Raw genomic sequence first — 24,150 nt, forward strand, 5'->3', positions numbered from 1 at the left:
AAACAATAAGAAAAGCTTCTGATCGAAGCCTTCTCTATGAAGATATATTCGTGTTTTAGCTGAAGCTTTTCTTGGTAATCTTTACAGACATCTACCCGACCCAGCTGTCAGGGCTTTCTGACCATCGGATTAGAGCTGAATGCGGTAAAATTCTAACGGTCGCCACGGAGGTTATTGCAAGGAATTTGCGGATTTTAAAATTCTAACGGTTCTGGTTAACGTTATTTGGGCAATATGATGATCTCTTATCGTATAATCTTTCAAATAAGCTCTCTGGTAACCGTTATAATTTGAAAATGAGCATTTTCAGCTAAATAAGCTCTATCACAACCGTTACAGTTTATGAACAGATTACGCGCTTTAGCGCGTTAATGAACTTAAACTTTCTGTCACTAAAAAAAAGCCGCGCATTCGCGCGGCCAACATCGTATCGGTTGTCATCCCATAACCGTTCTTTTCGCTGCGCCAACAGCTTTTCTTTCCCAATTGACGAGGAAAATACCGGCGCAAATCAACGCTCCTCCGACTCCGACGAACCACTCGATTTTCTCACCGAGCAGCAGCCAGCTCGAAAGGACGCCGAACAGCGGCGCAAGGAACAAAAAGGCGCTCGTCTTCGCGGGGTCTCCGCTGCGGAGCAAATAAAACCAAAGCGAGAACTGCACGATTGAAGAAACGATCGCAAGCCAAAGCAGAACCGTCACCGACACGCCATTGAACGCAAAATACGGATGCTCCGTAAAGGCGCTAACTATAAACAAGGCGATCCCGCCGAATAACATTTGGTAAGCCGCCAGCACATTCATATCGAATGCCGGTCCCCACCGTTTAATCAGCAGCGTTGCCGTCGAGAAGCTAAGCGCACCGGCGAATCCGATAAACGTCCCGGGCTGCAGCCCCAAGTTAAACCCGAAGCTGAAGGCGACGCCGACGATGCCGACGGCAACGCCGATCCATTGACGGATGCGATACACCGCACCGGTAAATATCGTTCCAAGCACGATAACGAGCAGCGGGTTCGTGAACGTGATGATCGCCGACTCGCCGGAGGTGATCCAATGCATGCTGTAATAGGCGCAGCCCATCACGCAGGCAGATTGCAGCACGCCGATCAAAGCCGCCTGCAGCCAGCGCACGCCTTGGGGTCGCGGCTTACCGGCGACGATCATCACCAAAAGCCCGCCGGCGAGCACAAAGCGGGTCCCCATGAGCAGAAAGGGCGGCGCGTACGCCATGCCGATTTTGCCGACGGGAAACGCCACACCCATAATAAGCGTCGTTAATAGGACAAGACTGAAATACTTGATCTGATTCATAGCGAGAACCTCCCATGCGGTTTCATATCTTCAGGTTGGCTCTATTGTAACGGAACTTTGGTTTTAAGTATAATGAATGTTATAGATGGCAATTATCATAATTTATGATATCAAGCTCGCATCGATTCCATATTGTTGATGAAAATAGCGGAGTGGACGGAATCGTGCCGAAGAAGCGAAGCGGTCGCCTTTGTGAGCGGATTTCAACCGCCGAACGGCGTTTCAATCAAGAAATCCGTGAACAAGAGCGATCGGAGGTACGATCCGAGCCGCAGCGAACAAAAGAGGTGACCTCCCCATGGAAAGCGCCGATCTGCGCGTATTTCAAGCGGTAGCCCGCGAGGGCTCGATTACGAAAGCCGCCATTCGGCTCGGTTACGTGCAATCCAATGTGACCGCGCGGATCCGACAGCTCGAGGCCGAGCTCGGGACTCCGCTCTTTTTCCGCCATAACCGGGGCATGACGCTTTCTTCCAGCGGCAAGACGCTGCTTGCCTACGCGGACAAAATCGTCGGCCTGCTCGACGAGGCTACGAAGGCGCTCAGCTCCGTAAACGAGCCGGGCGGCCCGCTCACGATCGGCTCCTCGCAGACGGCGGCCGCGGTCCGGCTGCCCCATCTGCTTGCCTCCTATTACGGGTTACATCCGAATGTACTGCTGACGCTGACGACCGGGCCGACATCGTTTTTGATGGAAAAAGTGCTGCAATACGAGCTGGACGGCGCCTTTATCGGCTGCCAATGCACACACCCCGAACTGCGGTCGTTCCCCGCTTTCGACGAGGAGCTCGTCATCGTGTCCGTGCCGTCGGTGACCGATTTGGAGGATGCGGTGAAAAGACCGATTCTCGTTTTAGGTCGAGGCTGTTCATACCGAGATCTGTTGGAGCAGTGGCTCCACTCCCGCGGCTTGACGCAATCGGTGATCATGGAATTCGGAACGCTGGAAGCGATTCTTGGCGGCGTAACGGCGGGACTCGGCATTTCCATGCTGCCCCATGCCGTCATCCGCAAGCTCGAGGCGGAGGGCAAATTACGCGCGCATGAACTGCCCGAATCGATCCGGCACGTGAAGACCGAATTCATCGTGCGCAAAGATTCGTTTATGACCGGCGCGCTTCGCGCTCTTATCGATTTGCTGCCGAGCGCCGAAGAAGACGCCGCCACCCCCCTTTTAAGCGGAGAATTCGTTGATTGACATTGTAGAGACGCGGCTTTAAACTTGTAAGAGACACTGATTTTTCGACATTACCCTGTCATTTTGACTAACTTATTATAAGTAAGGAGAGTGAAAGAGACGATGGAACAAGACGCCGCTTCCCAGGAAGCTTCCACCAAGACGTGCACGGAAACGGGTGGCTCGAACATTTGCGAGGTGCTCCGAATTCTCGGCGCCAAGTGGGCTTTCCTGGTCATCGACGAGCTGTACAAAGGCCCGAAACGGTTTAAGCAGCTGCAGAGAGACGTAGCGATCGTCAAAACGCAGTCGCTCACCGATACTTTGCGGCATCTTGAACAAAACGGCATCGTGCTGCGCAAAGTGTTCCCCACCGTCCCGGTCACCGTGGAATATTCATTGACGGAAAAAGGCAAGGACTTCCAAACAGCCCTGAAGGAAATGGATAAATGGGTAAAAAAATGGGGAGCGCCCCAGCCGCAGCCAACGAACTAAATAAACCGGGCAGCCCGGGATAATGAGCATCGCACAGCTTCCCGAACAAGAAAAACTTCTAACGTCGACTACTGGCGATAAAGTGAATTGGATGCGATAAAATTGTAACGGTTGCCACAGAGGTTATAGGGGGAAAATTACGGATTTTAATATTCTAATGGTTCTGGTTGACGTTATTTGGACAAAATGGTGATCTCTTATTGTATAATCCTTCAAATAAGCTCACAGGCAACCATTAGAATTTGAAAAATGAGTATTTTGAGCTAAATAAGCTCTGTCACAACCGTTACAGTTTTTGAACAGCGTTCGGACCGTGACTTGACCCGAATCTCCAGGAACAGCCAAGAGAAATTCTTGATTTACCTGCAAGGATGAGCCGACCGCAATTCCGCGGAAGAAAGCTCTCGTTCGCGCTTTCACGCTTTAGCAACTTAAGCTTTAAACGTCAAGAACAGACCTCCGGTCCCGTTTAACCGCGGTTCCGGAGGTTTTTCGTTAGCCGTAAGGTTTCCGGTCAAGCGTACAAAGTGCCGTTCCATCCGTCCTTCGAACGGTTTTGCAAATAACGGTCGCATTGGAAAAAATACAGCTTGGCCGGCTTATCCCCCTGATTGCGTTTGATCACTTCCAGGAAAAGCTCGCGTGCTTCCTCGAAATGACCTATTTGATAAAGTCCGACCGCCCTCTCAAACGCCGCCTTTGTGGCGTGCTTCAGCTTGCGCTGCGACTCCGTATCGCCTTCGTATACGTCAATCAGATGGATAGGTTTGCTTCTGCCTTCGAAATGAACCATGCCGAGATTTCGGTACAGAAACGTTTGCGGCCGGCCTAATTGCTCGTAGAACGAATCCGTAATCAGAACCGGCGTTTCCAGCTTCTGCGTCATCGCTTCCAGCATCGCCGTAATTTGCACGTTGTCGGACAAGACGGCGGCCCCCCGCCTCTCCTCTTCCCCGATGATGCCGAGCAGCAGCGTGCCGAAATGCAGTCCGATGCCGGTATCGATCTTTAACTGCGCAGGACTCGCCTCGTTGAAACGGTACAGCCGCTCCCGCAAGGCGATGGCGCAGCGCAGCGCTTCGCCCGCATCCTGGGGAAACAATGCAAGCAGTCCCGCATCCAAATATTTGTCGATAATCCCTTTATGATGATGGACGACCGGCACCATTTCCTGAAGGAAAGCGTTGATAAAATCGAAATTTTGCTTCGTGTCCAGCTGCTTCGCTACAGCGTAAAACGAATGGATGCTCATGTTCAGCATCACCATCGGCTTCTCCACCTGATCGCCGAGCTTGATATCGACGAAGGAGTTTTTCCCCAAAAACTTCAAATAAGGATCGGGCACAAACCGCGCATTCGCTTTGTTGATCTCGTGAAGCTCAGCCATATTGCCGCGGATCGTCTCCGCCATCCGGTTGAAGCTTTCCGCAAGCGTGGCGATTTCGTCTTTTCCCCGCACGTTAACCCGCAGCAAGTCGCTGCTCCTCCGGGTCATCGCAATGACCCCGTCGCGCAGCTCGCGGATCGAGGAAAGCTGCAGCGTCGTGACGAGTACGAACAAACCGAGCATCGCAAGCGCGACCGCGGCGATCGTGTACAGCGTATTGACGAGAATTTGCCGGCTTCTTTGATCGAGCGCGTTCGTATGAATGCCGACCTCGTACACGCCGACAACCTTTTTTCCGGCGGTGTCAAAAAGCGGACCGAGCGCATACAGCCAGTTGCCTTTTTCGTTCACATATTGGCATGTCGCGTATTCCCCCCGAAGCAGCAGGCGAAAATCGGTCATCGGATAAACGGCGCCGGTCTGCTCGTCCTTGTACTGGCATGTCTGCTCGCCTTCGATCGCCCCCAGCGAGTTCGGTTCCATCAGCCGCAGGCTGGCGATATCCTCATCGTGCACCACCCGCATTTGATCGCCGTCAATCTTGTACAGCACGCGGTAGAATTTGGAAAACCCGTCCGCATACGCCAGACTGCCCGCCAGCTGCGCATGCGCCGGACTCATATAATCGCCGGGGGTGCCGATGCTCTCCAGCTTGTCCGTCTGAACAAGCTTCTGCCCGTCGTGAGCAAGAAAAACGAGCCCCCGGCGCACCTCGTCGTGGACGTTTTTCGTATGCTGATACGTGACGATCCCCGCCAGAGCCAGCATACAGACCAGCACAAGCGGAATATAGACAAAGATTTGCTTATACATGATGGAAAACGGCGCCACATCGAACAGCAGCAGCTTGAGCAGGACCAGCAGCAGCAGCGCAAAGGCGGCGGCAGCAGCCCAATAGGCGTAGTCGGCGGCCATCGTTTTCACCGAATACTCCAGCGGATGGACCGCAAGTTCGCGGTCGATGCGGAGCACCCGGTGCGGCGTGGCCGCCCATATGCTGCCGTCCTGCCCCGGGTGGATGCTTTGAAAATCCGCATCCGGATCCTCGTTCGTCAGCTTATCCGCCTGCAGCCAAAGCTCCGGCGCGGACGTACCGCTGAGGGGCAGGCGCTTCACCTGACTGCCGTAATTGTCGATAAAATAAACGACTCCTCCGACAACAATTGGCTGCTCCGCATAACCCGCGCCCCCCTTAGCGGCGGCGTCTCCGCTGCCGCGCAGCAGAAGCCGGGGTTTTCCATCCGGCATCACCCGGTACAGCTCTCCCCGCTTGGTGGAAAACACGATGCTCCCCGGCTCGGTTCCGGCAAATGAAGCGGGATAAATGTCGCTGTCCAGAGCCAGCTGCAGCACGGTGTCGCTCTTCGTCCCGTTCGGGGCTGTGACACGCCTCAGCACCGCCGAATTCGCCGTCTCCAGCTCGTAATAAAAGAGCTCATCCCCTTTCAGCTGAAGCGAGCGGATCGCATTCATTCTTGCAGCCTGCCCGCCTGAAGCGGCTGCCGGCCGGGAGATCGGCTTCCACGAGCTGTCCGGACGTCCGTCCGGCAAATATCGCTCAATTTCCTCGGACAGGATCGCGAGGCCATTGTAATCAAGCACGGTGGTCAGCACGTACAGACGTCCCTGCGAATCCGCAGCAGCCTCGGTAAAAACCGACATCGTGCGCTCTCCTCTGTCTCCGGGGTGAATCGTATAGCGCAGCGTACCGTCCGCATCGAACGTTCTCAGGCTTTGCCGGGAATCGCTGATGACGCTGACCCCTCCCCGGGCATCCGTTCGGGCCATGGACACATGGTGAAATTGCACCTTGCTGCGAAATCCCCAGCCGCCGTATTCGTCCCGATAGACGATCAGCAGCACCCCCAGTAAAACGAGAGCGGCGGCGATGGCAAGCAGTGAGACGGCCAATCGTTTCACCTGTAAGTTCCTCCCTTCGCATCAATAAGCATCGATTTGGATCGTCTTCGTGTTTTCCATCCACTGCACGTGAAGGCCGAGTCCTTCCATCACAAGCCGCAGCGGCACATAGGTCCGCTCGCCGATCAGCTCGGGTCCCCGTTCGAGCTCCGCCTTGCTTCCGTTCACAAAGGCGGTTTTATCGCCAATCCGGCAGTAAACGACGGTGCCTTCCTTAAGAACGGTCACGCTTCGCTCCTGCTCGTCCCAGACGACGGACGCTCCGAATGCGGTGACGATCGGACGGATGGGAATCAAAGCGATGCCGACCGCCATAACGGGAGGCGCCTCGAATCGTATGTCAAAGTCCCTCGAAATGACCGATTCCACCGGCAGTGACTGCATGCCTTCGCCGTTTTTTTCGATGGCGGCCGCAATGTCTTGAAGAGCGGAGAGCTCCTCTTTACTGTATTTGCTTTTCTCCACCTGCCTGATCGCCGTAACGGTATCGCTCACAAGCTGCTCCATCGCGGGAGCAGCGGCCCCTCCCGACTTCGCAGCGGCCAGTTTCTCCTCATACCGCGCCTTGCGGAAAAAAAGGCCCGCCTTCTCCGCTTTCCTCACGTTAGCGGCGGCGGCGGCCACCTGGGGCTGCAGCAGCTCCGCCTGCTCGCCGTCCCCTTTGCGCACCGCCTCGCCGTGCTCGTCCTGCAGCTGCTGCAGCGCCTCCCGCGCGGCTTCGAGCTCGCGCGCAAGCCCGCGCTGCACCGCGCCCGCCTGCGCCTCGAGCTGCGCGAGCTCGGCCCGCCGCCGGTCCGCGGCGGCGCCGTCCCGCTGCGCCTCGGCTTGCGCCAGCGCGGCGGCAGCCTGCGCCTGCCGCTGCGCGAGGCTCGCGAGCAGCGCGCTCTGCCGCGCGTCCTGCGCGGCGGCGGTCGCCGCGGCGAGCGCGCCGAGCTGCTGCGCGGCGGCTTCGGCGGCGGCGCGGTCGCCGCGCTCCAGCGCGTCCGCGAGCTGCCGCTGCTGCTCCGCCTGCTGCTCGCGGAGCGCGGCGAGCCGCGTATCGGCGGCGTCCAGCCGCGCCTGCGCGAGCTTCGCGTCGGCCTGCTGCAGCTGCGCCGACAGCGTCGCGGCCTGATCGGCCTGCCCGCCGTCCCGGGCTTGCCGAAGCGCCGCCGCCAGCTTGTCGCGCTCGTCCTGCAGCGCCTTGTCGCCCGCATTCAGCGTCTCGTCCAGCTGCTTCGGAAGCTCGGCCAGAAGGGCGGCGGGGTTCGCCATCTTTTTCATCTGCCCGGCCGCAGCGCGTCCGTCCTCTTGCTTCAGCGCCTCCAGAAAGGCGATGCGCGCTTCGACATCCTTGATTTGCAGCGCAGTCTGCGCGGAATCGCTCGTCTTGTTTTTCTCCACCGCCTTCTCGTTGTCTTCCTGCAGCGATTTTTTTTCCTTGTTGAGCGCTTCGATCTGTTTGTCGATTTCGGCGTCGGATTGCAAGTTGCTGACATTGCCCGATTCGTCGATCCATACGGCCAGCTTCAGCTTGTCGATCGCCTCGTTCGAAACCGGCTTTGTTCCCTTCCCGTTCATGATGCTTCCGATGTCGGTGGCGTTTTCGATATTAAACCAGGCCCCGTCGGCAAATTCGGATTTATAATACATGCCTTGGCCGGACTGCTGTACGGACGCTTTGGCCGCCTTCAAATTATCCTCGGTCAGCGAGTCGCGGTGAATCAAATAAGTGCCGATCAGCAAATACCCCGCACTCAGCTCCGATGCGCCCGGCTTCGCTTTCGCTCCGGCGGAAGGCCCCGGCGTCAGCCCCAGCCAACCGGCAAAGGCCATTCCGAAGAGCAGCAGAACCGCCGTCCCCCGTTTCATCCGATTCATGGAGCATCCTCCTCTCCTGCGCCTCCCGGCGGCTCCGCCTTTTTCAGAAGTCCTCCCGTGCCGTTTCCGTCAAGCTCGGCTTCCAACAACAGCGTTTCGCCCTGATACAGTACAATCCGCAATGACGAAGGGTCGCCGAACAGAAAGCTCAAGTGCTTTACCTTGTCGCCCAGCTTTGTTTTCCCGCCGATCGTCTGCCCTCCGGCCGTCCGTACGGCAAAATCGGTAGCCGGTGTGCCGCTGCCCAGCTCGATCTCCAGCTCGCTCATCATCGTCCCGACGGTTTCGGTCAACGTCCAGCTGCCGACCGTTTGCGAATCGCCGGGAAGTTCCTTGAATGCATCAAGCCCGCTGTCGATCGTTTTCCACGGCAGCTCGCCGTCCCGGTAGCCGACGCCGCCGGCGGTATCGAGATGAAGCTGCCCGATGGCCACCCGGTAGGCAGCGGATGCGCCCTGCACCGCTTTCGCCGCTTGCTCCGCGGCGTCCCGGAAGCTTTGCAGCTCTTCGATGCCGACAACGCCCACCTTGTATTTTCGCTCCGCATCGCCCAGCTCCCGCTTCGCCGCCTCATCGGCGGCAAGCGCTTGCGCGTACGATTCCTCGGCCGCTTTTGCCGACAAATACGACTTTTTCACTTTGGCGACAAGAGCCACGCGCGTCTGGTTTTCCTTCATCCTCGCCTTGTCCCGCTCCAGCATCGCGACCGGCAGCGAATTCGGCAAATCCTCGAAATACCGGAGCCCGTCGTATTCTCCCTGCAGCACCACTTTAGGGATCGGCAGGACGATCGGAATAAACGGAATCGGCAGCAAAAAAATCCCTTCCCATTTGCGCTTGATCCTCTCCAGCATTTCACCGTATTCGTCCATAAACGCTTCGTCCGCCGATTCCGGCCGCTCGGCCATTGCATCGATCCGCGCGACATCGCCCGCGCCGAACTTGCTTTTGTACAAGGCGCGTATCGTCCGCACCTTTTCCTCCGCCTGCTTGCGCTTCTCGACGTCCTGATACAGCGTGTAATCGTGCTTCTCCGCCTGCTGCGTCATCCGCCAGAGCGTCTCCTGCGTCAGCACCGCATGCTGCGGCTTAAGCTCGAACGTGTAGCCGCTCTCCAAGTCCATGCCTATCGCCTGGCCCAGCTCGATCCGTTTCGCCCGGTAGGCGAGCTCCGCCTGCTTCTGCGCCGACTGCGCCCGCTGGACCTCCTTCAGCGCGGCGTCGACATCTTTCGATGCGGCGGCTCCGAAACGCAGCTTCGCCTTCATCGCCTCGGCGGCATCATTTGCCTGAGCGAGCTTCGCCCTGGCCGCATCCGCGGCCTGCATCGCCTGCAGCGCGCCCAGGTACAGCTGCTCGGCCTGAAAGCGGACGGCGCGCTCCTTGTCGAGCTTCTCCGTCATCGCTTGCTGCCAGCCGCTGCGCGCCAGCGGCACTTTCAGCTTCAGCTCGATATCCTTGTTCAGACTGTGCTGCCGCGCAAACAGGCTGGAATCCTTCTCTTCCTGGATGCGAACGGCCCGCTGCGCCTGCTGCAGCTCCAGCTTTTTTTGCTTGATGTTCGGATCCATCTTCGCGAGCTCGGGATCGCCGGCTACCGCCGCCTTAACCGCCTGCTCCAGCGTCAGCAGCCGTTCGGCGCGAACCGGCGCGGCCGGCGCCAGCGATCCGAGGGAAACCGCAGCGCACAGGATAACGATCGACACGGATCGGGGCAATTTTGTCAAATGATGCATTGTTGACAGGCTCTCCTTATAGTAAGATGATGGTAGCTTAACATTTCCATATAAGGGGATTGATAGAAATGGGTCAGATCGTATGCGGCGGCGCCGTGCTGCAGTGCAGCTTCGGCGCGGCTCCGAGCTCGCTCACGGTGCTGCCGGCGAATCGGGTGACGACCTCGGCGCCGATTGCCAACATTATGGACAACAAGCCGGGTGTAAATATTATGCCGTTCGGCATGTGCAGCTCTATGGCGAATCCCGCCGTCGCGGCGGCCACGTCGGCGGCCATGGGCGTGCTCACTCCGCAGCCGTGCATGCCGGTTACGGCGGCTCCATGGGCGCCGGGCTCCCCGACCGTGCAGATCGGCGGCATGCCCGCACTGAACAACAGCTCCAAGCTGATGTGCAGTTGGGCCGGAGTGATCCAAATTACGATGCCGGGGCAGTTTACGATTCAGGTGCCCTGACCGGCCGAATCTAAGATGTAAGGAGAGATCCTTGTTGGAAAATGGCATCGCCACCCAAACCCCCGAAGCCGGGAGCCAAACGGCCCGGTCCGCCGCAGCGCCCAAGGCGGCCGAGCTGCTGGGGAAGCTGCTCGCTTCCGCGCTGGAGGCGCTGAAACAAGCGGCCGCCGCTGCCGGCAGACTGCTGTTTCCAAAGCAGCTCACGCTGGCCGACTATATCCCTATCGGTCGTTACTATGTATCCAAGCGTCTGCTTGCCCTTATCGTCCTGCTGCTGGCGCTCATCGTCGTCTTCGGCTTCATCCACCGGCCGGTCTGGCTAAACAAGTGGCTTCGCCTGCCGACCCCCATCTATGAAAAAGCGGGCAAGCCGGTCGACTTTACGGGTCTGGTCAAGCTGTTCGACAGCCGGAAAAGCCTCTTCTACTTTGGCGATATGACGGACGGACAATACGACGGTCAAGGAAAGCTGTACGACGCCAAGGATCAGCTCATCTACGAGGGTCAATTTGCCAAAGGCGTCAAGCAAGGTGCCGGTGTCGAATATGACGGTAAGGGAAATCCCGTCTACCGCGGCGCGTTCGAAAGCGGCGCTTACGCCGGCGAAGGGACGTTGTATTACCCGGTTACCTCCGAAGCGCCGAATACGGTGCAGTACCGCGGCACTTTTCAAGGCGGCAAACCGGCGAGCGGCACGGAGTTATATCCAAACGGCAAAGTGAAATATGCCGGCACTTTCAGCGATGGCCTCTATAACGGAACCGGCGTACTGTTCAACCCGGACGGCGGCAAAACGTACGAAGGCGGCTTCGCCTCCGGCCAATTTTCCGGAGAAGGCGTCGCTTATTACCCGAACGGCGCCGTCAAATACAAAGGCTCGTTTCTGATGGGCGTCTATGACGGAAACGGCAAAGCGTTCCGCCAAGACGGAACCGCGCAGTACGAAGGTACATTCCGCAGCGGCGTGTATGCCGGCGACGGCACCCTGTTCGATACGAGCGGCAAAGTCGTCTACAAGGGCCAATTCGTTGCCGGCCTGTACGGGGGCGAGGGCAGCCTGTTCGACGATCAAGGGATGCTGCGCTACACCGGTACGTTCGCTGCCGGACGTTATAACGGACTCGGCAAGCTGCTCGAATCGGGCGGGTCTCCGGTATACGAAGGCAAATTCAAGGACGGCTTGTACGATGGGCTCGGCACCTTGTTTGACAAGGACGGCCATCCGAATTTCAAAGGTTATTTTAAAAACGGACTCGTTTATTACCCCGGATTCCTCGGCCTGCCCCGCAGCAAGCTGGAGGAAGTGCTGGGCAAAGCGACGGAGGCGGCAGCGCTGACGGACGGCCATGCCGATGAGCCCGCCGGAATCTCCCCGGATTCGCTTACGAACGTCCGGTTGTCGATGAAATACAATGACAATGGAATGACGTTCCTGTTGAACATCTCCGAAGCGAACCCGCTCGAGAACAACGTCTCGGCCGTGCAAATTTGGGGCAGCCGGCTGATGCAGCAGTTGCTGGGCGACCTGGAATCGGCCGCTGCAAAGAAGGATAAATCCGGCAATGCCGATGAGCCGATCCCGAAGCTGAAAGAAAAGATGCCGGACGGTACGGCGGTGACGACATATTTGTGGGACGGCTACCTTTACAAATGTTATTTCCGTCCGGTGGATCGCAAGCTCACCTTGATCGAAGTGACATCATCATGAAAATAAGCGCGGGCAGACCGGCGCCTTCTGGCACCGGTCTTTTTCTTCGCGGTCACGTGCCGCCGCTTCCGCTGTCGCTCGAGGCCGCCGCTTCGCTTGCATAAAGTTCCGAAGCGGCGTCTTCGCGTTTTTTGAACGCCCACCAGCGGAGCCGCACCGCTCCCGCCTCAGCCGACTGGTTCAGCCTGACCCCGATGCGGAACGTGCCTTTTTTCGGATACACGATCGTCCCGATCGAAACCCGCGGCCATTCGCATTCGTACGGTCCGCCGCCGAACACGTCGATATTTCCGTAATAGATGCGCTCGCTCGAATTCAGCATCTCGGAAAACGTGCCGCTGTTGTAAGCCTCGATGCCGACCTCGATAAAAACCGGTCCCGGGCCGAGGCCGTGCGGAATTTCCTCCGATACTTTTTCCGGACGGGAGAACGGGTTCAGGCTGTTTGAGCTGAGCTCCAGCTCAATGATGCCCATGCGAATATCCTCGGCGGCCGGCCGCGTTTTCGGCAGGACCAAATTCACATCCAGCTTGTTCGTATCCGAGCTGTAATCGACATCGAGCTTCGGTTTGCTGTCATAGTCCCCTTCGGACAGCGCCGAATGGACGCTTAGCGGCGCAGCCGCAGCGGCGGCGGGCAGCGCTTCGCTCAGCTTCCCCAGAAACGTCGGGTTGACGACCTGCCCGCGGAACGGAATCGGCTCGACCTTCTGGATGCTGTAGGTCGTGCTCATGTCGACCTTCACCTGGATCAGGCAAATTTTCGCCAAATAAATGCAGCCGTCCGTGTGGCTGCCGGCCTCATAGGCCGCATCCAGCGTCCGGTTATAATAATCGGCGACGATTCGGTCCTTGACCGGTTCGCCGATGATTTCAATCGGCATGCTTTCCATGCACGCCGTATTCAGCACGTTCGTTTTATCGCCCACCGTCAGTTTGGCGCTTTCCTCCGGAATGCGAAACGTTCCTGCGCCGAGGCCTCCCGAGGTTTTAAAACGGTAAGTTTTTGCGGCGTACGTTTCCCTCAAGCCGTCAGGCTCCTCATACACAATCAAGGAACCGCCGTTCCCTCCGGCCAACTCGAATTGATCGGAGATCAGCTCGAACGACAGCTTCACCTTTTCCGTTCCGAGCGCTTTGTCGATATGCACCGTTACATCGAAATAATCGCCGGCATTGACATATTTGGGGATTTTGATCCACACCTTCACCCGGCTGTCCGCGTACAGCTCCCCTACGTGTTCCAGCAGCCCCGCGTAATTCGGATCGGCAGGCGCCGGAGCGTCCGTGCGGATGACCAATTTGTACGTTTCCTTGATCCTGTTGAACTCCTGCACCTCTTCAGAGCGGGTGGCCGAGCTGGCCACGGAATGAACCGGCTCGTTGTCCTCCTCCCGATACTCAATGCACAGGTACACGTTCTGCGCATAATCGGACGCCGGAAAGCCCTCTACCATCGACAGCTGCTGCTTGACGGTAGAAGGCAAAACGATTTCGTTGCCATGGCTGTCAATGGCCAGCCCCGGCTGCACGGCGATGTAATTGTCGTCGACGCGCGACACTTCCAGTCCGGTGACGATTCCGCTGCCGTGCAGCAGCTTGTTCATCAGGCCTCTTTTATCGCCAACATACGTTTGCTCCAGCTGGAAATCGCGCACCGTCAGCAGCTTGCCGTAGAAATACCGGTTTTTTACAAAAGGATAACGCCGCGGTTTTTTCATCAGGATTTCCTCCCCTTCCCATCAACTTAAATAACCTATTCAAGCTCGGCGTCCATTTCTATCCGCGCGTGCATATCGAGTCGCGGATCCCGGTCTTTCTCGCTGAGCAGCGTATGGTGCGGCATCGTGGCGCCCGGCAGGAGCCCCATGGGCGACGGCTCCGACAAGGCGGTGTTCACCCCGAGGTACGTATGCATGCCAAGGTACATCCACGGCTCCAGCACGATCAGCTTCGCCTCCGTAAACGCCGGTTTATGATCCTGCAAAATGCGTTCCACCACGTATCGCTTGCTTTCGCTGTCCGCATGCTCCGGCTTCAGCAGCACGTGGAAGCAGTACGGATGGCCGCCGTACAGCCGCTCGGCGATCGGCTTCAGCTCCGCATGCTCGCGCATGCTCTTAAGCTGAAAGTGCTCGATAATAATCGGCTTTTCCCCGATAAAAATTTCGAGCATGCTTTCAAGCCCGCTTCTCGTCCCCCGACGTCGGTACAGTTCCGGAGAGCGGCGGATAAACCGGCGAAGCTGGCTGTCCGTCCAGTGCTGCTCGCCCGAAATGCCGATCCACGTCCCAATCCATTTTACAAAATCGCCCGACGCCGCACCCGCATCGAAGTTGGCGGCCATCCGGTCGATTTGATATTCCAGCTCGTCGAAAAAGGTGGCGAACAGCGACAAGAAGCGGTCCAGAAACTGCCGGCTCGCTTCGTGCTCCTGATAAACCGCCGGCAAATAATCGAGCAGCGATTGTCTCGGAAAATAGACGCGCAGCCGGCGGAGCAGCGGATTTTGCCCTTCGTTGCCGGACAGCTCGATTTTCAGCCACAAGTAGCGGCCTTTGGCACCAAAAAGCAGCGCGTCCCGCGGATTGACGATGGCCGGTCCACTTGCGCTGGCGGCGATTTCATCCGTGTCGGAAAGCCGCACCCAATCGTCCGGCGTCATTTCCTCGTCCGTGGCGTAATAAATGATGCGGATTTGCGTCTCGATCGGATTGTCCGCTTCCAGCTGCACCTTGTGCCATTCGGTGCCTTCAACCGTGCTGTCAAGCGCGTGGCTGTAGTAAACTCCTTTCGTTATCCCCGGCCGAAGCGGTTTCGTTCGCCAGGAAAGCTCAAGCAGCGTCAGTATGTTTTCCTGCCGGTTAAACGCGAACATCCGGTGGTACCGGTCGATCAGCAGCTTGTCGATGCGGCCGGGCAGCGGGGCAATCAGCGCGGAATCGTTGCCGTCCGGAGCCAGCATGCGGATAAACCGCCCGTCCTCGTCCGGTCCGATAGATTGGCTCTCCCCAAGATACAAACGGCCGTCCGCACCGACGACGAATCCCGATAACGACTCCGGGCGCATCGACGGCGGAAGCTCAAGCGGCCCTGTATGAACAGGGTCGCCCCTGGTCACATCCGCTCTGAACAGACGCCCCGTGCCGGAATCATACACAAACAGCTCGCCTTCCGGCGTAACCGCGGCATAGAAGGATTCGCCCAATCGATTCAAGGCGGTATCCCGTTCCACGGTCGTGAAAAAGTGAATGTCCGGAGCGTCTCGGGGCCGGTCCCCTTCCAGCACGATAAAGCCGATGCCCGTACCTTGCGGCACGACAAGCCCTCCATCCGTTCCCGGCTCGACACGTTCCGGGACGACCGCATACAGCCGGTCCGCCATGTCCGCCGCCGTCGCCAGCGGGTACAGCTCCATGCCGCGGATCCGGTTCATGCTCCAAACGATTTGTCCGTTCAAGGCCGAGTAAGCGGCAAGCCGCTCCGGGGCACCGATGTCCGCGACAAACAGAAACCGGTCGGAAGCAGCCAGCATCGCCCGGCTTGTAAACAGCCCGTGGCCTTGTACGAACAGCGGCTCGACCGCTTCGCCCGCCGCATCGAATTGATAAATCGCGGCGCTGCCCGTGAGCACGTACAACATGCCGTGCCTGCCGACGGCAAGATCGGTGGCTGCTCCATAAACGGCCGGATCCGGAAGCGCCACATGGCGCCGAAACGTATACGTCATCTCGCGTTCGATCCGCATGCCCTGGTCGTCGATCTCCATGTTTACCGTACGGCCTTTTGCCCAATCGGACTTTTTATTGAAAGAGAAAAACAGGTTTCTCGCCGCCAAGAAGCTCCCTCCTTACTTACAGCGCACGTCGACGATGTGGTCTCCCGAATAAACCAGCGCATAAGGAGGAATGCGGATATCTCCGGACCGCTCCTTGATCCAACCGGCTCCTCCCGCATGCAAAGTCAGGCTTTCCACGTAATGTACCCCCGGGATGCTGTGGATGACGCTGAGCACATCGCCTTTATGCACCGTTTTGCCGAACTCCCATCCGCCGCTTCCGCCGTTTTTATCCAGCGGTCTGAGCAGCCCGCAGAGCGCATCCCGAACGGCCTGATCGACCTCTTTCGCTTTTTGGTCGGCGACTACGGCCGCTTGCACGGTAATTTCGATATAAACCGGTTCCATGACGTGAAGCTCCGTCGTAATGAGCCGGTAAGGCTCCAGAAAGCGGCGGACCATTTCCATGAATCCGGCGCTCGGCAGCGGCATTTCCGCCTCGCTGTAAGGTACGACCACCAAGGTCATTTGCGCCGGAGCCCGGCGGTTCGGGTAATCGTGCATCCCCGGCTTATAAAGCGGCAGCGCCTTCACCCTCGCAATGCGAAGGCCGGGAGCCCGCTTGACGAGCGCTTCGTAGTCGCTTCCCGTCACTGCGCTGTGGCTTTCCTCAAACTCGGCGGCAACCCGCTGCTTCGTTTGCTCCATCGTTTCGGGGTCCGCCCCGCCCTTCGCGCCGAAGTGGTTGGTAAGGGCGAGCCCGTCCCATTCCGGTGCGTACCTGAGCGGCTTCAGCGGCAAACGGCTGATAATGTTGCCTTTCTCCCCTCCGCCGGTCGAACAGGAAACTATCGCGATGTTGCGAAAATTCGCTTTTTCCGGAATGCGGCCCTGTTCGTGATTGCCGAAGCCGATTTCTCCCGCCTGGCTGTCCAGCGTATAATGGGGATCGTCCGGACCGGACCGGTCCAAATCGTCGACCCGGCGCCAATCGAACCATACCGTTTCGCTAAAGCCGTCTTGCGTTTGCTCCTCACCCACCTGCAGACGAAAGCTGTCCGCTTCGATCCCTTCCAGCTCCGTAAGCACCGTTTGCAGCGGAAGCCCATTGCTCGCCGCCGGTTCCCGCCGATGGGCGAAGCTTTTATCAACCGCGATGATGCGGATGTTATTTTTCCCCTGAGGTGGGATCGCTCCGGCCCGCCCGTCGCCGAACACGATGACGGTCGTCTTCGACTCCTCGTCCCTGCGGACCGAATAGCATCGATCGGAAGGGCCTTGCTGCGCCAAATCTTCGGCTTCGTTCCAAAATATCCAGCCGCCGTCTTTCCGGCGCACCTGCACTTGTACGATACCGTTCCAAACAAGATCGTCCGTGGCGCCGATCGTCTGTCCGGCCTTGCCGGTCCCGTCGAATTCGAGCGTCCGCACCCATGTCCGCCGGTGCGTCGCAGGTACCGCATTCATACAAACCTTGAGGACTTGCGGAGCCACCTCATACCGCCCCTCCGCCATCGTACAGCAAAGCCAGTAGCGGGGGCGATCGGCCGCAGGGTACATCTTGAGCGGCTGAAGCCTGCCGCCGAGCCGGAAAGCAAGACGTCCGCTATAGGCCAAATGCTGCGTTTCGTCCCGGCTTACGTCCAGCGGGTGCCAACCCGTCTGTTCCGTATTCCCTTCGCCTGCTCCGTCCGTCCCGTAATACGACCAGACGAGACGCGCCGAAGGGTTCACCTGCGCCTGCATCGCCGTCCCGCCGATCGGTACCGGGTAATCTTCGAACATCTGAACGGTTAACGTAAGGTCCCTGCCTTCCGGCAGCGGGCTGTCAAAGCCGATATACCACTTGCTGCCCGTTCTCGCGTCCGGTCCGAACGCATAATAGGCAACGCCCAAATTTTCGTTGGCGGCCGAGCGGTCCCACAGCTCCGATTCGGTTCGCACGATAATTTTCGACACACCGTTCGGTACAAGCAGCACCGTCTCGTCCGTTTCGAACACTTCCTCCTCAGCTAAAAAAGGAGTCCCTCGGGGAATAACCGCTGCCTCGCCAATATTTTCAAAAAACAATTGAACTTTGGCAAGCGTCGCAGCGCGGCGACGAAAACCGAGCAGCTTCAAAAATTTCAGTTCGTTTTTCAGCGTAATCCGGTTCAAATAATACTGCTGCATCTCCGTCAGCCAAGCGAAAAGCTCGATGAACGTAATGCCGGGATCGTGGTAATTTTCGTCGGTCCAGGCGGGAAACAGCATCGGAATCATTTGCTTGGCCTCATTGACGATCTGCTCGAACCGCCTGTCGTCGAGCTCAGGTATCGGCAGCATGACGTCATCCCCTTTCATCCGGCCGCAGATGGCCGCTGCGCATCGCTCCCTGTTAGCTTACGATTGCAATCACCCGGTGTTTGCCGCTGACGACAAGCCCGTGCGCAAGCGCGGGCAGCGCGCCTGCATTAAGCGGCGTCCTCTCTCCGGCCTCGATTTTGACAACGCTCATCGTCACGTCCTCCACATAGCGCACATGCGGAACCGCCTTCAGCAGCCCGTAAAAAAACGACTCATGGATCACCGCCCCGATTTCCCAGCCGTTTCCGTCCGTTTGCCCGCGGATCGGATCGAGAAACCGCTCCAGCTTCTCGACCGCCGCCGTCTCGGCCGCCAATGCATCGTCCATCCGTTCCACCGCCAGCCGGGCGATGACGGATACCTCCAAATAGGCGGGCTGAATCACCTGAATATATTCGGGAAAAGCGATGACGCTTGCGGCCCGCTCCAGCAAATAAGCTTCCAGCTTCCGCTTCATTTCGTGAAAATAAAGCGCGTCTCCCAGTCCTCCCTGCGTCACGACGACGAGGGTGACGCAGCCGTATTCCCGCTCCATGCGCGCGTTCATATTCGGCAGGCATTTCACCTTGGCGATGTTCGGGTAAGCTTCCTTTGCCAGCCACTCGAAGTCGTTTGCGGCTATCGCCCGGCCCCGGTGCACGATGTAATGAGGGCCGCGCTCGAGCGCCTGCCCGACGCTTTCCATTTCCCCGCCGCCGCCCGACGGTTCGGGGTTCATGACGGCATTGACGAATGCGATCGAATTTTTCAGCTTGTTGATCGCTTGTGCAGGCAGGTTTCCCTTCGTCCCGCCGCCCGTTTTATAGTCGACTTTCACCGCATCGATCCCCTTGCCTGGAGGCGCTTTGCCCATTTTGCCGTCCCCGAAGCGGATTTGTCCGCTTGTGCGGTGAATCGTATAATGGCGGTCTGTCCCCGAAGACGCGTACAACGTCCGCACGGCCTTCCATTTCACCCAGCATTTTTGGACGTGGCCTTCCGAATCGCGAACGACCCGTGCGGGGTACCCCCTCGCTTCAAGCAGCGCAATGTCCTGTTCGGCAACATGCCCCGTCTCGTCGACCCACACTTCCTCGGAAACGACCGGAATCCGGCTGAGTGCATAAAAAGCGCCGCCAGGCCCGGTTATTTTTTCCGGCAGCTCGCCGTTTACGCTTTCCTGCTGCGTCGCCCGGACCGTATTCAGATACAGGCCGTTTACGACAGGCAAAGGCTGGCCGGCCTCCTGGTTTTCCGCGAGACGGTTGCGGTTGACCGCCCGGATCCAATAAAGCTTTCTGCCGAATACGGAGGCGAACGCGAAATCCGCAGGCCCGGCGAACTGCACGGTGCCGCTTCTCGTGAGCCCTCCGGTATCGTCCGCCGTCTTCAGCTTGCCCCACCGGTTTCCTTCGCTTTGGGCGCTTAAGTACTCCCAATCGATCGCGAGCTGCTGCCCATTGCCGTACGCCTGCTCCTTCAGCGAAAAATAAAGGCCGATCGGCCCTTTTACCGGCGGCGACGCGAAACCCATATAAAAGGCCGGGCAGTCGCCATCGACCGCGACAAACGGCTGGATGAGCCGCCCCCCCAAAGCCGCCTCCGCCGTATGGTCCAGGTATTCCGCGTTATTTCCGGTTACACAGCCCGACGCAGAATACGACCGGTCCTCAAACTCGTACTGCAGATGTACACCGCCGATCCAGGGGGAAAGATATACCGGGTTGCCGGCCGTCGGCGTATCCATCGTCAGCATGCGCGCCCGAATCCAGTAATTGTACTGCGAATTGACGAAGGTTTCCGCGATATCGGCCGGACAGCGGAACCGGATCGTCCGCTCGCCCGCTTCGGGCCTGTCGAAAAGCTCTTCATATTCCGTACCGGAAAACAGCCTCACCCAACCGCTGCCGTTCCAATATTCCCAGATAACCCGGCGGATGCTGATTTCCGGGGGTGCCGGACGCTCAAACTGCGACCGTTTCATGATCGGCTTCCAGTCGATTTGCGGAGGCGGCTCGTTTTGCAGCACGTTCCTGCGGGTGCTTACTCCCAGCGTAACCGTAATCAAACCGTCTTTTTTGCTGAACGCTTCCTGGCTGCCGATGTAAAACACGCCGTACGGCGCGAAATATTCGCCGAAAGGGTAACAGCCCGACGCATTCAAGTCCATATCGTTGAAAAACAGACGGTCCGGCGCAAGGCCGGAGAAATCGAGCTTCGCAGCATGCTCCGCTTTGATGCGCAGCCGGTCGAACACGATCTCCTGCGCCCCGGCCTCGCCCATTCCGCCTTTGACCTTGCAGCGGATCCAGCGGCCTTCATCGCCTGCAACCTCCCGAAGGACGATCCGGCCTGCGGCGTTTTTTCGCAAAACGACCGAGCGACCGTTCGCGCTCACCGCATCAAAAGGCGTCCAGCCTTGCTGCGTACCGTAGGACCACTCGTAATGGGCGGTATCCGCCAGCTTCTGAACGGTCCCGGCTTCCGCATAACGCTGAAGCGAATTTTCGACGGTCAGCTCGATTTGCGAGCTGCCGTGTACGTTGAATATATCCGGATGGCCGACATACAGCGCATGCTCCTGAAGATTGTCTCCTTCCGAATAGCAAAACATCGTAAACGGCCGCCGTTCGCTGCCCGCCGCCACCTGATCGAAACGGTCCGATACGCGCGAAATGAAGTCGCGGCTCGCGCTCACCTGGTAGGCGTCGACGATGGCGGCCGGCGTCGCAAGCAGCGGCCGGTCCGTTTCGAAGATCACCTCTTCGCCGTCCTCGCCGCTCCCTGCCAGCGGGGTCCCTTGGGGAATGATTACCGGTTCCTTCGCGCCCTCGCTCAGCCGGAACGTCACATAAGCGGATGCCGGTTTTGCCGGCAGCTGAGATACGTTCAGCATATTGAGAAAGGCGATGAAGTTTTTGTTCGGGACCTCGTTCAGCCGTTTTATATTTTGTTGATACATTTGCGCAAACAGGAGAAAAAGCGCCGCCCCCGGGTCCGGATGATCCGGAGAAAATGTCCATTCCGGCGTATAATGCGGCACCATCTCTTTCATTTGCTCGATCAGCATCTCGGTTGTTCTCGGATCGATTTTGGGCGGTTTCACCTATTTCGTCCCTTCCTGCAAATAGAAAGGATAGACCAGGTTGAACAAATTGTTCGTCGAACGGACCGTGTAACGAATCGTCACAAGCAGCCGCTGCGGCATTTCCGGATCCGGGTTGGCTTGAACTTCCACATTCGTCACCCGCGGTTCCCATGCGAGTATCGCTTCGTGGATCGCCGTTTCGATCAGGTGCAGCGTCGTCCGGTCCGTCGTGCCGAAAACGTAGCGCTGTACGCCGCAGCCGAAATCGGCGCGCATGACCCGCTCTCCGGGCGATGTGCGCAATATAATGCGGATCGCCTCGGCGATATCGTCTTCGTGCTCCGCCATCCGGATACGGCCTGTCGCCCCGTCCACCTGCACCGGAAACTTCCAGCCCCGGCCGAGAAAATCTTTATTCATCCGACGTCTATCCTTTCCCGCTTGGCATCGCGTTAGCTTTTTCGCCGTATCAGTTGATTTTCACCATGCTGCCTTTAATGTTGACCATGCCGTCCGAATTGATATCTACGGAAGCGCCGCCCTTTAAGCTGAGGGTCGCGGAAGCCTCCACCGTCACCTGAGCGGCTTTGAGCGCGATCGACTTCGGGCTCGAAACCGTCACTTCCCCTTGACCGGTCATCTTGATCGTTGTCGATTGGCTCGTCAAAGCGATTTCGTTTGCGCTGCCGCCTTTGATTTCGATCTTATTTTTGCCGTTTTTGTCCGTAAGTTCGATTGAATCGGCCTTGTCGTCGATAACGATCTTCGTGCCGCCCGTCGTCGTAATCGTGATTTTACCAGCCGAGTCGGTATCGTCGAACGTCAGCTCGTGTCCGGCACGCGAGCGGATTTTCCGCAAATTGTTTTTATCGTCGCCTTTGGGCGCTTTTTGGGTCGGACTCCACAGCGTGCCGATGACGTAAGGCTGGCGGATTTCGCCCAAATGGAACGCGACAAGCACTTCGTCCCCCACCTCCGGCACAAAATAGCTGCCCCGGTCATTGCCTGCCATCAAGGTGGCGATCCGCGTCCAGTCGGTCTCGTTTTCCGTCTCCCGCAGCGGCAGCTTCAGCTTCACGCGTCCGAGGCCGTCGGGGTCCTGATTGTTAGTGACGATCGCCACCATGACGCCTTCCGCCTTTTGATATGTCCGTTCGCTTGCCGGAAAGCTGCGTTCCCATACGCTCATACCGCATTTCCCCCTATTCTGAAACGGGTAACGTACCCGAAGCTGTCGATCGTATGTGTCACCGCTTTTAAATAATAGGGCTGACTGAGCTTTTTTCCGAGCCCTTCCATCTTGACGTAGAGGCCTGCCATCATTTCCGGAATGCCGTCGCATTCCCCGTAGCCGGAAATCAGCTGCATCGCCCGGTAATTCAGGATCGCCGTCGCTTTATCCTTCGCTTCCTGCTCCGTGTCCACGTTCGTATAAACGTACTCCGTATAGCTGCCGAGCGAATTCAAAATGTCGGGCCCCGTCTTGGAGTTGGAGCCGAGCTTTTTCACCTGCCCGGATGTTCCTTCGAGCAAGGCCGTTTTCTTTACATCCCATCCGCGCACGACCACCTTGCCCACCTGGGCGGCGATGTTCATCTCGGGCGCGAAGCTGCGCAGCGTCTTCCCCCAGGCCAGCGTGACGACCGGAGACGTACTCTCCAAAGCCTTGCGAAAATACATCGTCTTGCCGACGATGAAAAAGTCGTAATTCAACTCTTTCGCCAGCTCGGAAATAAACTCGTAATCGCTGCATTCGTTTTGCGCAGTAATCTCGATCGGATCGCCCGTATCGTCGGCGACCACCTTCGATACATATTGCTTCCCAACCTCCGACACGATGTCGCTGATCTTCTTTTTCTCCCACGACTGGGATCTGACGCTGCGCATCATCAGAAACGACATGTCCATGCCGCGCACGATGATTTTCGGCAAATCGTCGGAAGGAAATTCGCACGATACGGACGTTATGAGGCCGTAGAGAACCGTCTCCAGCTTATCCACGTAACCCATGCGGATTTCCACGTACGTGCCTAGCGTAAACTCGCTGTCCAGCCACTGAAATTCCTGCTTTAACGGATCAAATGCGTTGACGACGGTGAATTCGAACGAGCTCGCCTCCGACTCAATGCTTGTCTCGACCGTCACCTGCGTGATGGCTGCCGTCAAAGCTATGTTGGTGCCGTTGATCAGTACCTCGAAGGTCGGCGCAAAAAAGCCGCCGTATTTTTTTTCAAGCTCTTCGAACGTAAACGTTTGGGTGGATAATGTCGGCTCGGCCATGCGCTCACTCCAAACGGGGAACGATCAGTTGGGCACCCGGCTTCACGTCGCGCGGGTTGTCGATGCCGTTCGCTTGGGCGATTTGCCGCCAGTAGGCCGGAGATTCGTATTCCTCCTGGGAAATGTGCCACAGCTGCTCCCCTTGCTTCAATTGCCGCTCTTTGGTCCGGTCGGCGGACTGCTTCGAAGTCCGCTTCTGCTGCTTGATCACCGTTTCCGTCGACCGGAAGGTGACGTTCAAGGTGGCCCGGACGGGTGTGCCGTCCCCCAGAAACATCGTATATTTCTGGTTCACTTTTTCGAGCACGCCCTTGAAATCCATCGTTCCCCATACAAATTGGCATATCGGAGGCGTATGCAGGTCTTTGTCGATGTTCAGCAAATTGACGATTTGCATCGTATGGTCACGGACGTCCGTCCCCTTCTCATACGTATCGAAAAACAGATCCATCGTCAGCGTCATCGATTCGCCGCTGATGAACTGTAAAATCGAGCCGGACAGACCGGGCACCGTATCCCGCCCGAACCGGTTCCCTGCCGAAATGGAATATTCGTTCGGGTTAAACAATACTTCTATCGTCTGACTGGGACGATCGACGATGATCTTCGCTTTGGTCAACATGAAC

16 protein-coding genes are annotated in these 24,150 nt (G+C 57.8%); 4 read left to right on the forward strand and 12 right to left on the reverse strand.

Going from position 1 to position 24,150, the window contains the following annotated elements; translation table 11 throughout:
- Window positions 1-437 precede the first annotated feature (437 nt).
- Window positions 438-1,316, reverse strand: a complete 879-nt coding sequence (locus tag MYS68_RS12270) for a DMT family transporter (RefSeq protein ID WP_248926110.1) — start codon at window positions 1,314-1,316, stop codon at window positions 438-440.
- Window positions 1,317-1,614: 298 nt separating this feature from the next.
- On the opposite strand from MYS68_RS12270, the gene MYS68_RS12275 reads away from it, so the two are divergent.
- Both MYS68_RS12275 and MYS68_RS12280 read left to right on the forward strand, forming a co-directional pair.
- Window positions 1,615-2,514 (forward strand): LysR family transcriptional regulator, encoded by a 900-nt coding sequence (locus MYS68_RS12275; RefSeq protein WP_248926111.1) that lies wholly within the window; start codon window positions 1,615-1,617, stop codon window positions 2,512-2,514.
- A 102-nt stretch (window positions 2,515-2,616) separates the two neighbouring features.
- On the forward strand, window positions 2,617-2,988 hold the full coding sequence (locus MYS68_RS12280; protein WP_248926112.1) for a winged helix-turn-helix transcriptional regulator: 372 nt from the start codon (window positions 2,617-2,619) through the stop codon (window positions 2,986-2,988).
- A gap of 514 nt (window positions 2,989-3,502) precedes the next feature.
- Here the strand turns inward: MYS68_RS12280 and MYS68_RS12285 are convergent.
- The 3 genes from MYS68_RS12285 to MYS68_RS12295 are packed head-to-tail and all read right to left on the reverse strand — an operon-like array spanning window position 3,503 to window position 9,891.
- Window positions 3,503-6,295, reverse strand: a complete 2,793-nt coding sequence (locus tag MYS68_RS12285) for an adenylate/guanylate cyclase domain-containing protein (RefSeq protein ID WP_248926113.1) — start codon at window positions 6,293-6,295, stop codon at window positions 3,503-3,505.
- Between the two features lie 21 nt (window positions 6,296-6,316).
- Window positions 6,317-8,155 (reverse strand): stalk domain-containing protein, encoded by a 1,839-nt coding sequence (locus tag MYS68_RS12290; RefSeq protein WP_248926114.1) that lies wholly within the window; start codon window positions 8,153-8,155, stop codon window positions 6,317-6,319.
- Window positions 8,152-9,891, reverse strand: a complete 1,740-nt coding sequence (locus MYS68_RS12295) for a TolC family protein (protein ID WP_248926115.1) — start codon at window positions 9,889-9,891, stop codon at window positions 8,152-8,154. Before MYS68_RS12295 ends, MYS68_RS12290 begins: the two co-directional genes overlap by 4 nt.
- A gap of 68 nt (window positions 9,892-9,959) precedes the next feature.
- Between MYS68_RS12295 and MYS68_RS12300 the strand changes: the two genes are divergently transcribed.
- Together MYS68_RS12300 and MYS68_RS12305 are read left to right on the forward strand one after the other, a co-directional pair.
- Entirely contained in the window at window positions 9,960-10,346 is a 387-nt protein-coding gene (locus tag MYS68_RS12300) for a DUF4280 domain-containing protein (protein WP_248926116.1), read from the forward strand.
- A 34-nt stretch (window positions 10,347-10,380) separates the two neighbouring features.
- The gene (locus tag MYS68_RS12305; RefSeq protein ID WP_248926117.1) at window positions 10,381-12,054 is read left to right on the forward strand and encodes an MORN repeat-containing protein; all 1,674 of its coding nucleotides are present in this window, start codon (window positions 10,381-10,383) and stop codon (window positions 12,052-12,054) included.
- 52 nt (window positions 12,055-12,106) lie between these two features.
- On the opposite strand, the gene MYS68_RS12310 is transcribed toward MYS68_RS12305, so the two are convergent.
- Genes MYS68_RS12310 through MYS68_RS12345 form a run of 8 tightly spaced genes read right to left on the reverse strand, consistent with a single transcriptional unit; the run spans window position 12,107 to window position 24,146 of the window.
- Window positions 12,107-13,774: a hypothetical protein gene (locus tag MYS68_RS12310; protein WP_248926118.1), complete on the reverse strand. Its 1,668-nt coding sequence runs from the start codon at window positions 13,772-13,774 to the stop codon at window positions 12,107-12,109.
- A gap of 35 nt (window positions 13,775-13,809) precedes the next feature.
- A complete protein-coding gene (locus MYS68_RS12315; protein WP_248926119.1) occupies window positions 13,810-15,891 on the reverse strand; it encodes a phage tail protein in 2,082 nt (693 codons plus the stop codon).
- Window positions 15,892-15,903: 12 nt separating this feature from the next.
- Window positions 15,904-18,156: a putative baseplate assembly protein gene (locus tag MYS68_RS12320; RefSeq protein ID WP_248926120.1), complete on the reverse strand. Its 2,253-nt coding sequence runs from the start codon at window positions 18,154-18,156 to the stop codon at window positions 15,904-15,906.
- A gap of 52 nt (window positions 18,157-18,208) precedes the next feature.
- Window positions 18,209-21,262, reverse strand: coding sequence for a baseplate J/gp47 family protein (locus MYS68_RS38830; RefSeq protein WP_248926121.1), 3,054 nt, complete (start codon window positions 21,260-21,262; stop codon window positions 18,209-18,211).
- Entirely contained in the window at window positions 21,263-21,664 is a 402-nt protein-coding gene (locus MYS68_RS12330) for a GPW/gp25 family protein (protein WP_248926122.1), read from the reverse strand. It abuts the gene before it with no gap.
- A gap of 49 nt (window positions 21,665-21,713) precedes the next feature.
- Window positions 21,714-22,433, reverse strand: coding sequence for a phage baseplate assembly protein V (locus tag MYS68_RS12335; RefSeq protein ID WP_248926123.1), 720 nt, complete (start codon window positions 22,431-22,433; stop codon window positions 21,714-21,716).
- Window positions 22,430-23,524 carry a phage late control D family protein gene (locus tag MYS68_RS12340; RefSeq protein ID WP_248926124.1) on the reverse strand — a complete coding sequence of 365 codons (1,095 nt, stop codon included), beginning with the start codon at window positions 23,522-23,524 and terminating at the stop codon, window positions 22,430-22,432. Before MYS68_RS12340 ends, MYS68_RS12335 begins: the two co-directional genes overlap by 4 nt.
- A 4-nt stretch (window positions 23,525-23,528) precedes the next feature.
- The gene (locus tag MYS68_RS12345) at window positions 23,529-24,146 is read right to left on the reverse strand and encodes a CIS tube protein (RefSeq protein WP_248926125.1); all 618 of its coding nucleotides are present in this window, start codon (window positions 24,144-24,146) and stop codon (window positions 23,529-23,531) included.
- Window positions 24,147-24,150 lie beyond the last annotated feature (4 nt).

Origin of the sequence: Paenibacillus hamazuiensis, from assembly GCF_023276405.1 — a bacterium.
Lineage (GTDB): Bacteria > Bacillota > Bacilli > Paenibacillales > NBRC-103111 > Paenibacillus_AF > Paenibacillus_AF hamazuiensis.

Excerpts from the sequence above, each read along its gene's own strand:
- MYS68_RS12270 (WP_248926110.1), bottom strand. The coding sequence starts at position 1,316 with ATGAATCAGATCAAGTATTTCAGTCTTGTCCTATTAACGACGCTTATT.
- MYS68_RS12275 (WP_248926111.1), top strand. The coding sequence starts at position 1,615 with ATGGAAAGCGCCGATCTGCGCGTATTTCAAGCGGTAGCCCGCGAGGGC.
- MYS68_RS12280 (WP_248926112.1), top strand. The coding sequence starts at position 2,617 with ATGGAACAAGACGCCGCTTCCCAGGAAGCTTCCACCAAGACGTGCACG.
- MYS68_RS12290 (WP_248926114.1), bottom strand. The coding sequence starts at position 8,155 with ATGAATCGGATGAAACGGGGGACGGCGGTTCTGCTGCTCTTCGGAATG.
- MYS68_RS12295 (WP_248926115.1), bottom strand. The coding sequence starts at position 9,891 with ATGCATCATTTGACAAAATTGCCCCGATCCGTGTCGATCGTTATCCTG.
- MYS68_RS12300 (WP_248926116.1), top strand. The coding sequence starts at position 9,960 with ATGGGTCAGATCGTATGCGGCGGCGCCGTGCTGCAGTGCAGCTTCGGC.
- MYS68_RS12310 (WP_248926118.1), bottom strand. The coding sequence starts at position 13,774 with ATGAAAAAACCGCGGCGTTATCCTTTTGTAAAAAACCGGTATTTCTAC.
- MYS68_RS12320 (WP_248926120.1), bottom strand. The coding sequence starts at position 18,156 with ATGCTGCCGATACCTGAGCTCGACGACAGGCGGTTCGAGCAGATCGTC.
- MYS68_RS12330 (WP_248926122.1), bottom strand. The coding sequence starts at position 21,664 with ATGAATAAAGATTTTCTCGGCCGGGGCTGGAAGTTTCCGGTGCAGGTG.
- MYS68_RS12335 (WP_248926123.1), bottom strand. The coding sequence starts at position 22,433 with ATGAGCGTATGGGAACGCAGCTTTCCGGCAAGCGAACGGACATATCAA.
- MYS68_RS12340 (WP_248926124.1), bottom strand. The coding sequence starts at position 23,524 with ATGGCCGAGCCGACATTATCCACCCAAACGTTTACGTTCGAAGAGCTT.
- MYS68_RS12345 (WP_248926125.1), bottom strand. The coding sequence starts at position 24,146 with ATGTTGACCAAAGCGAAGATCATCGTCGATCGTCCCAGTCAGACGATA.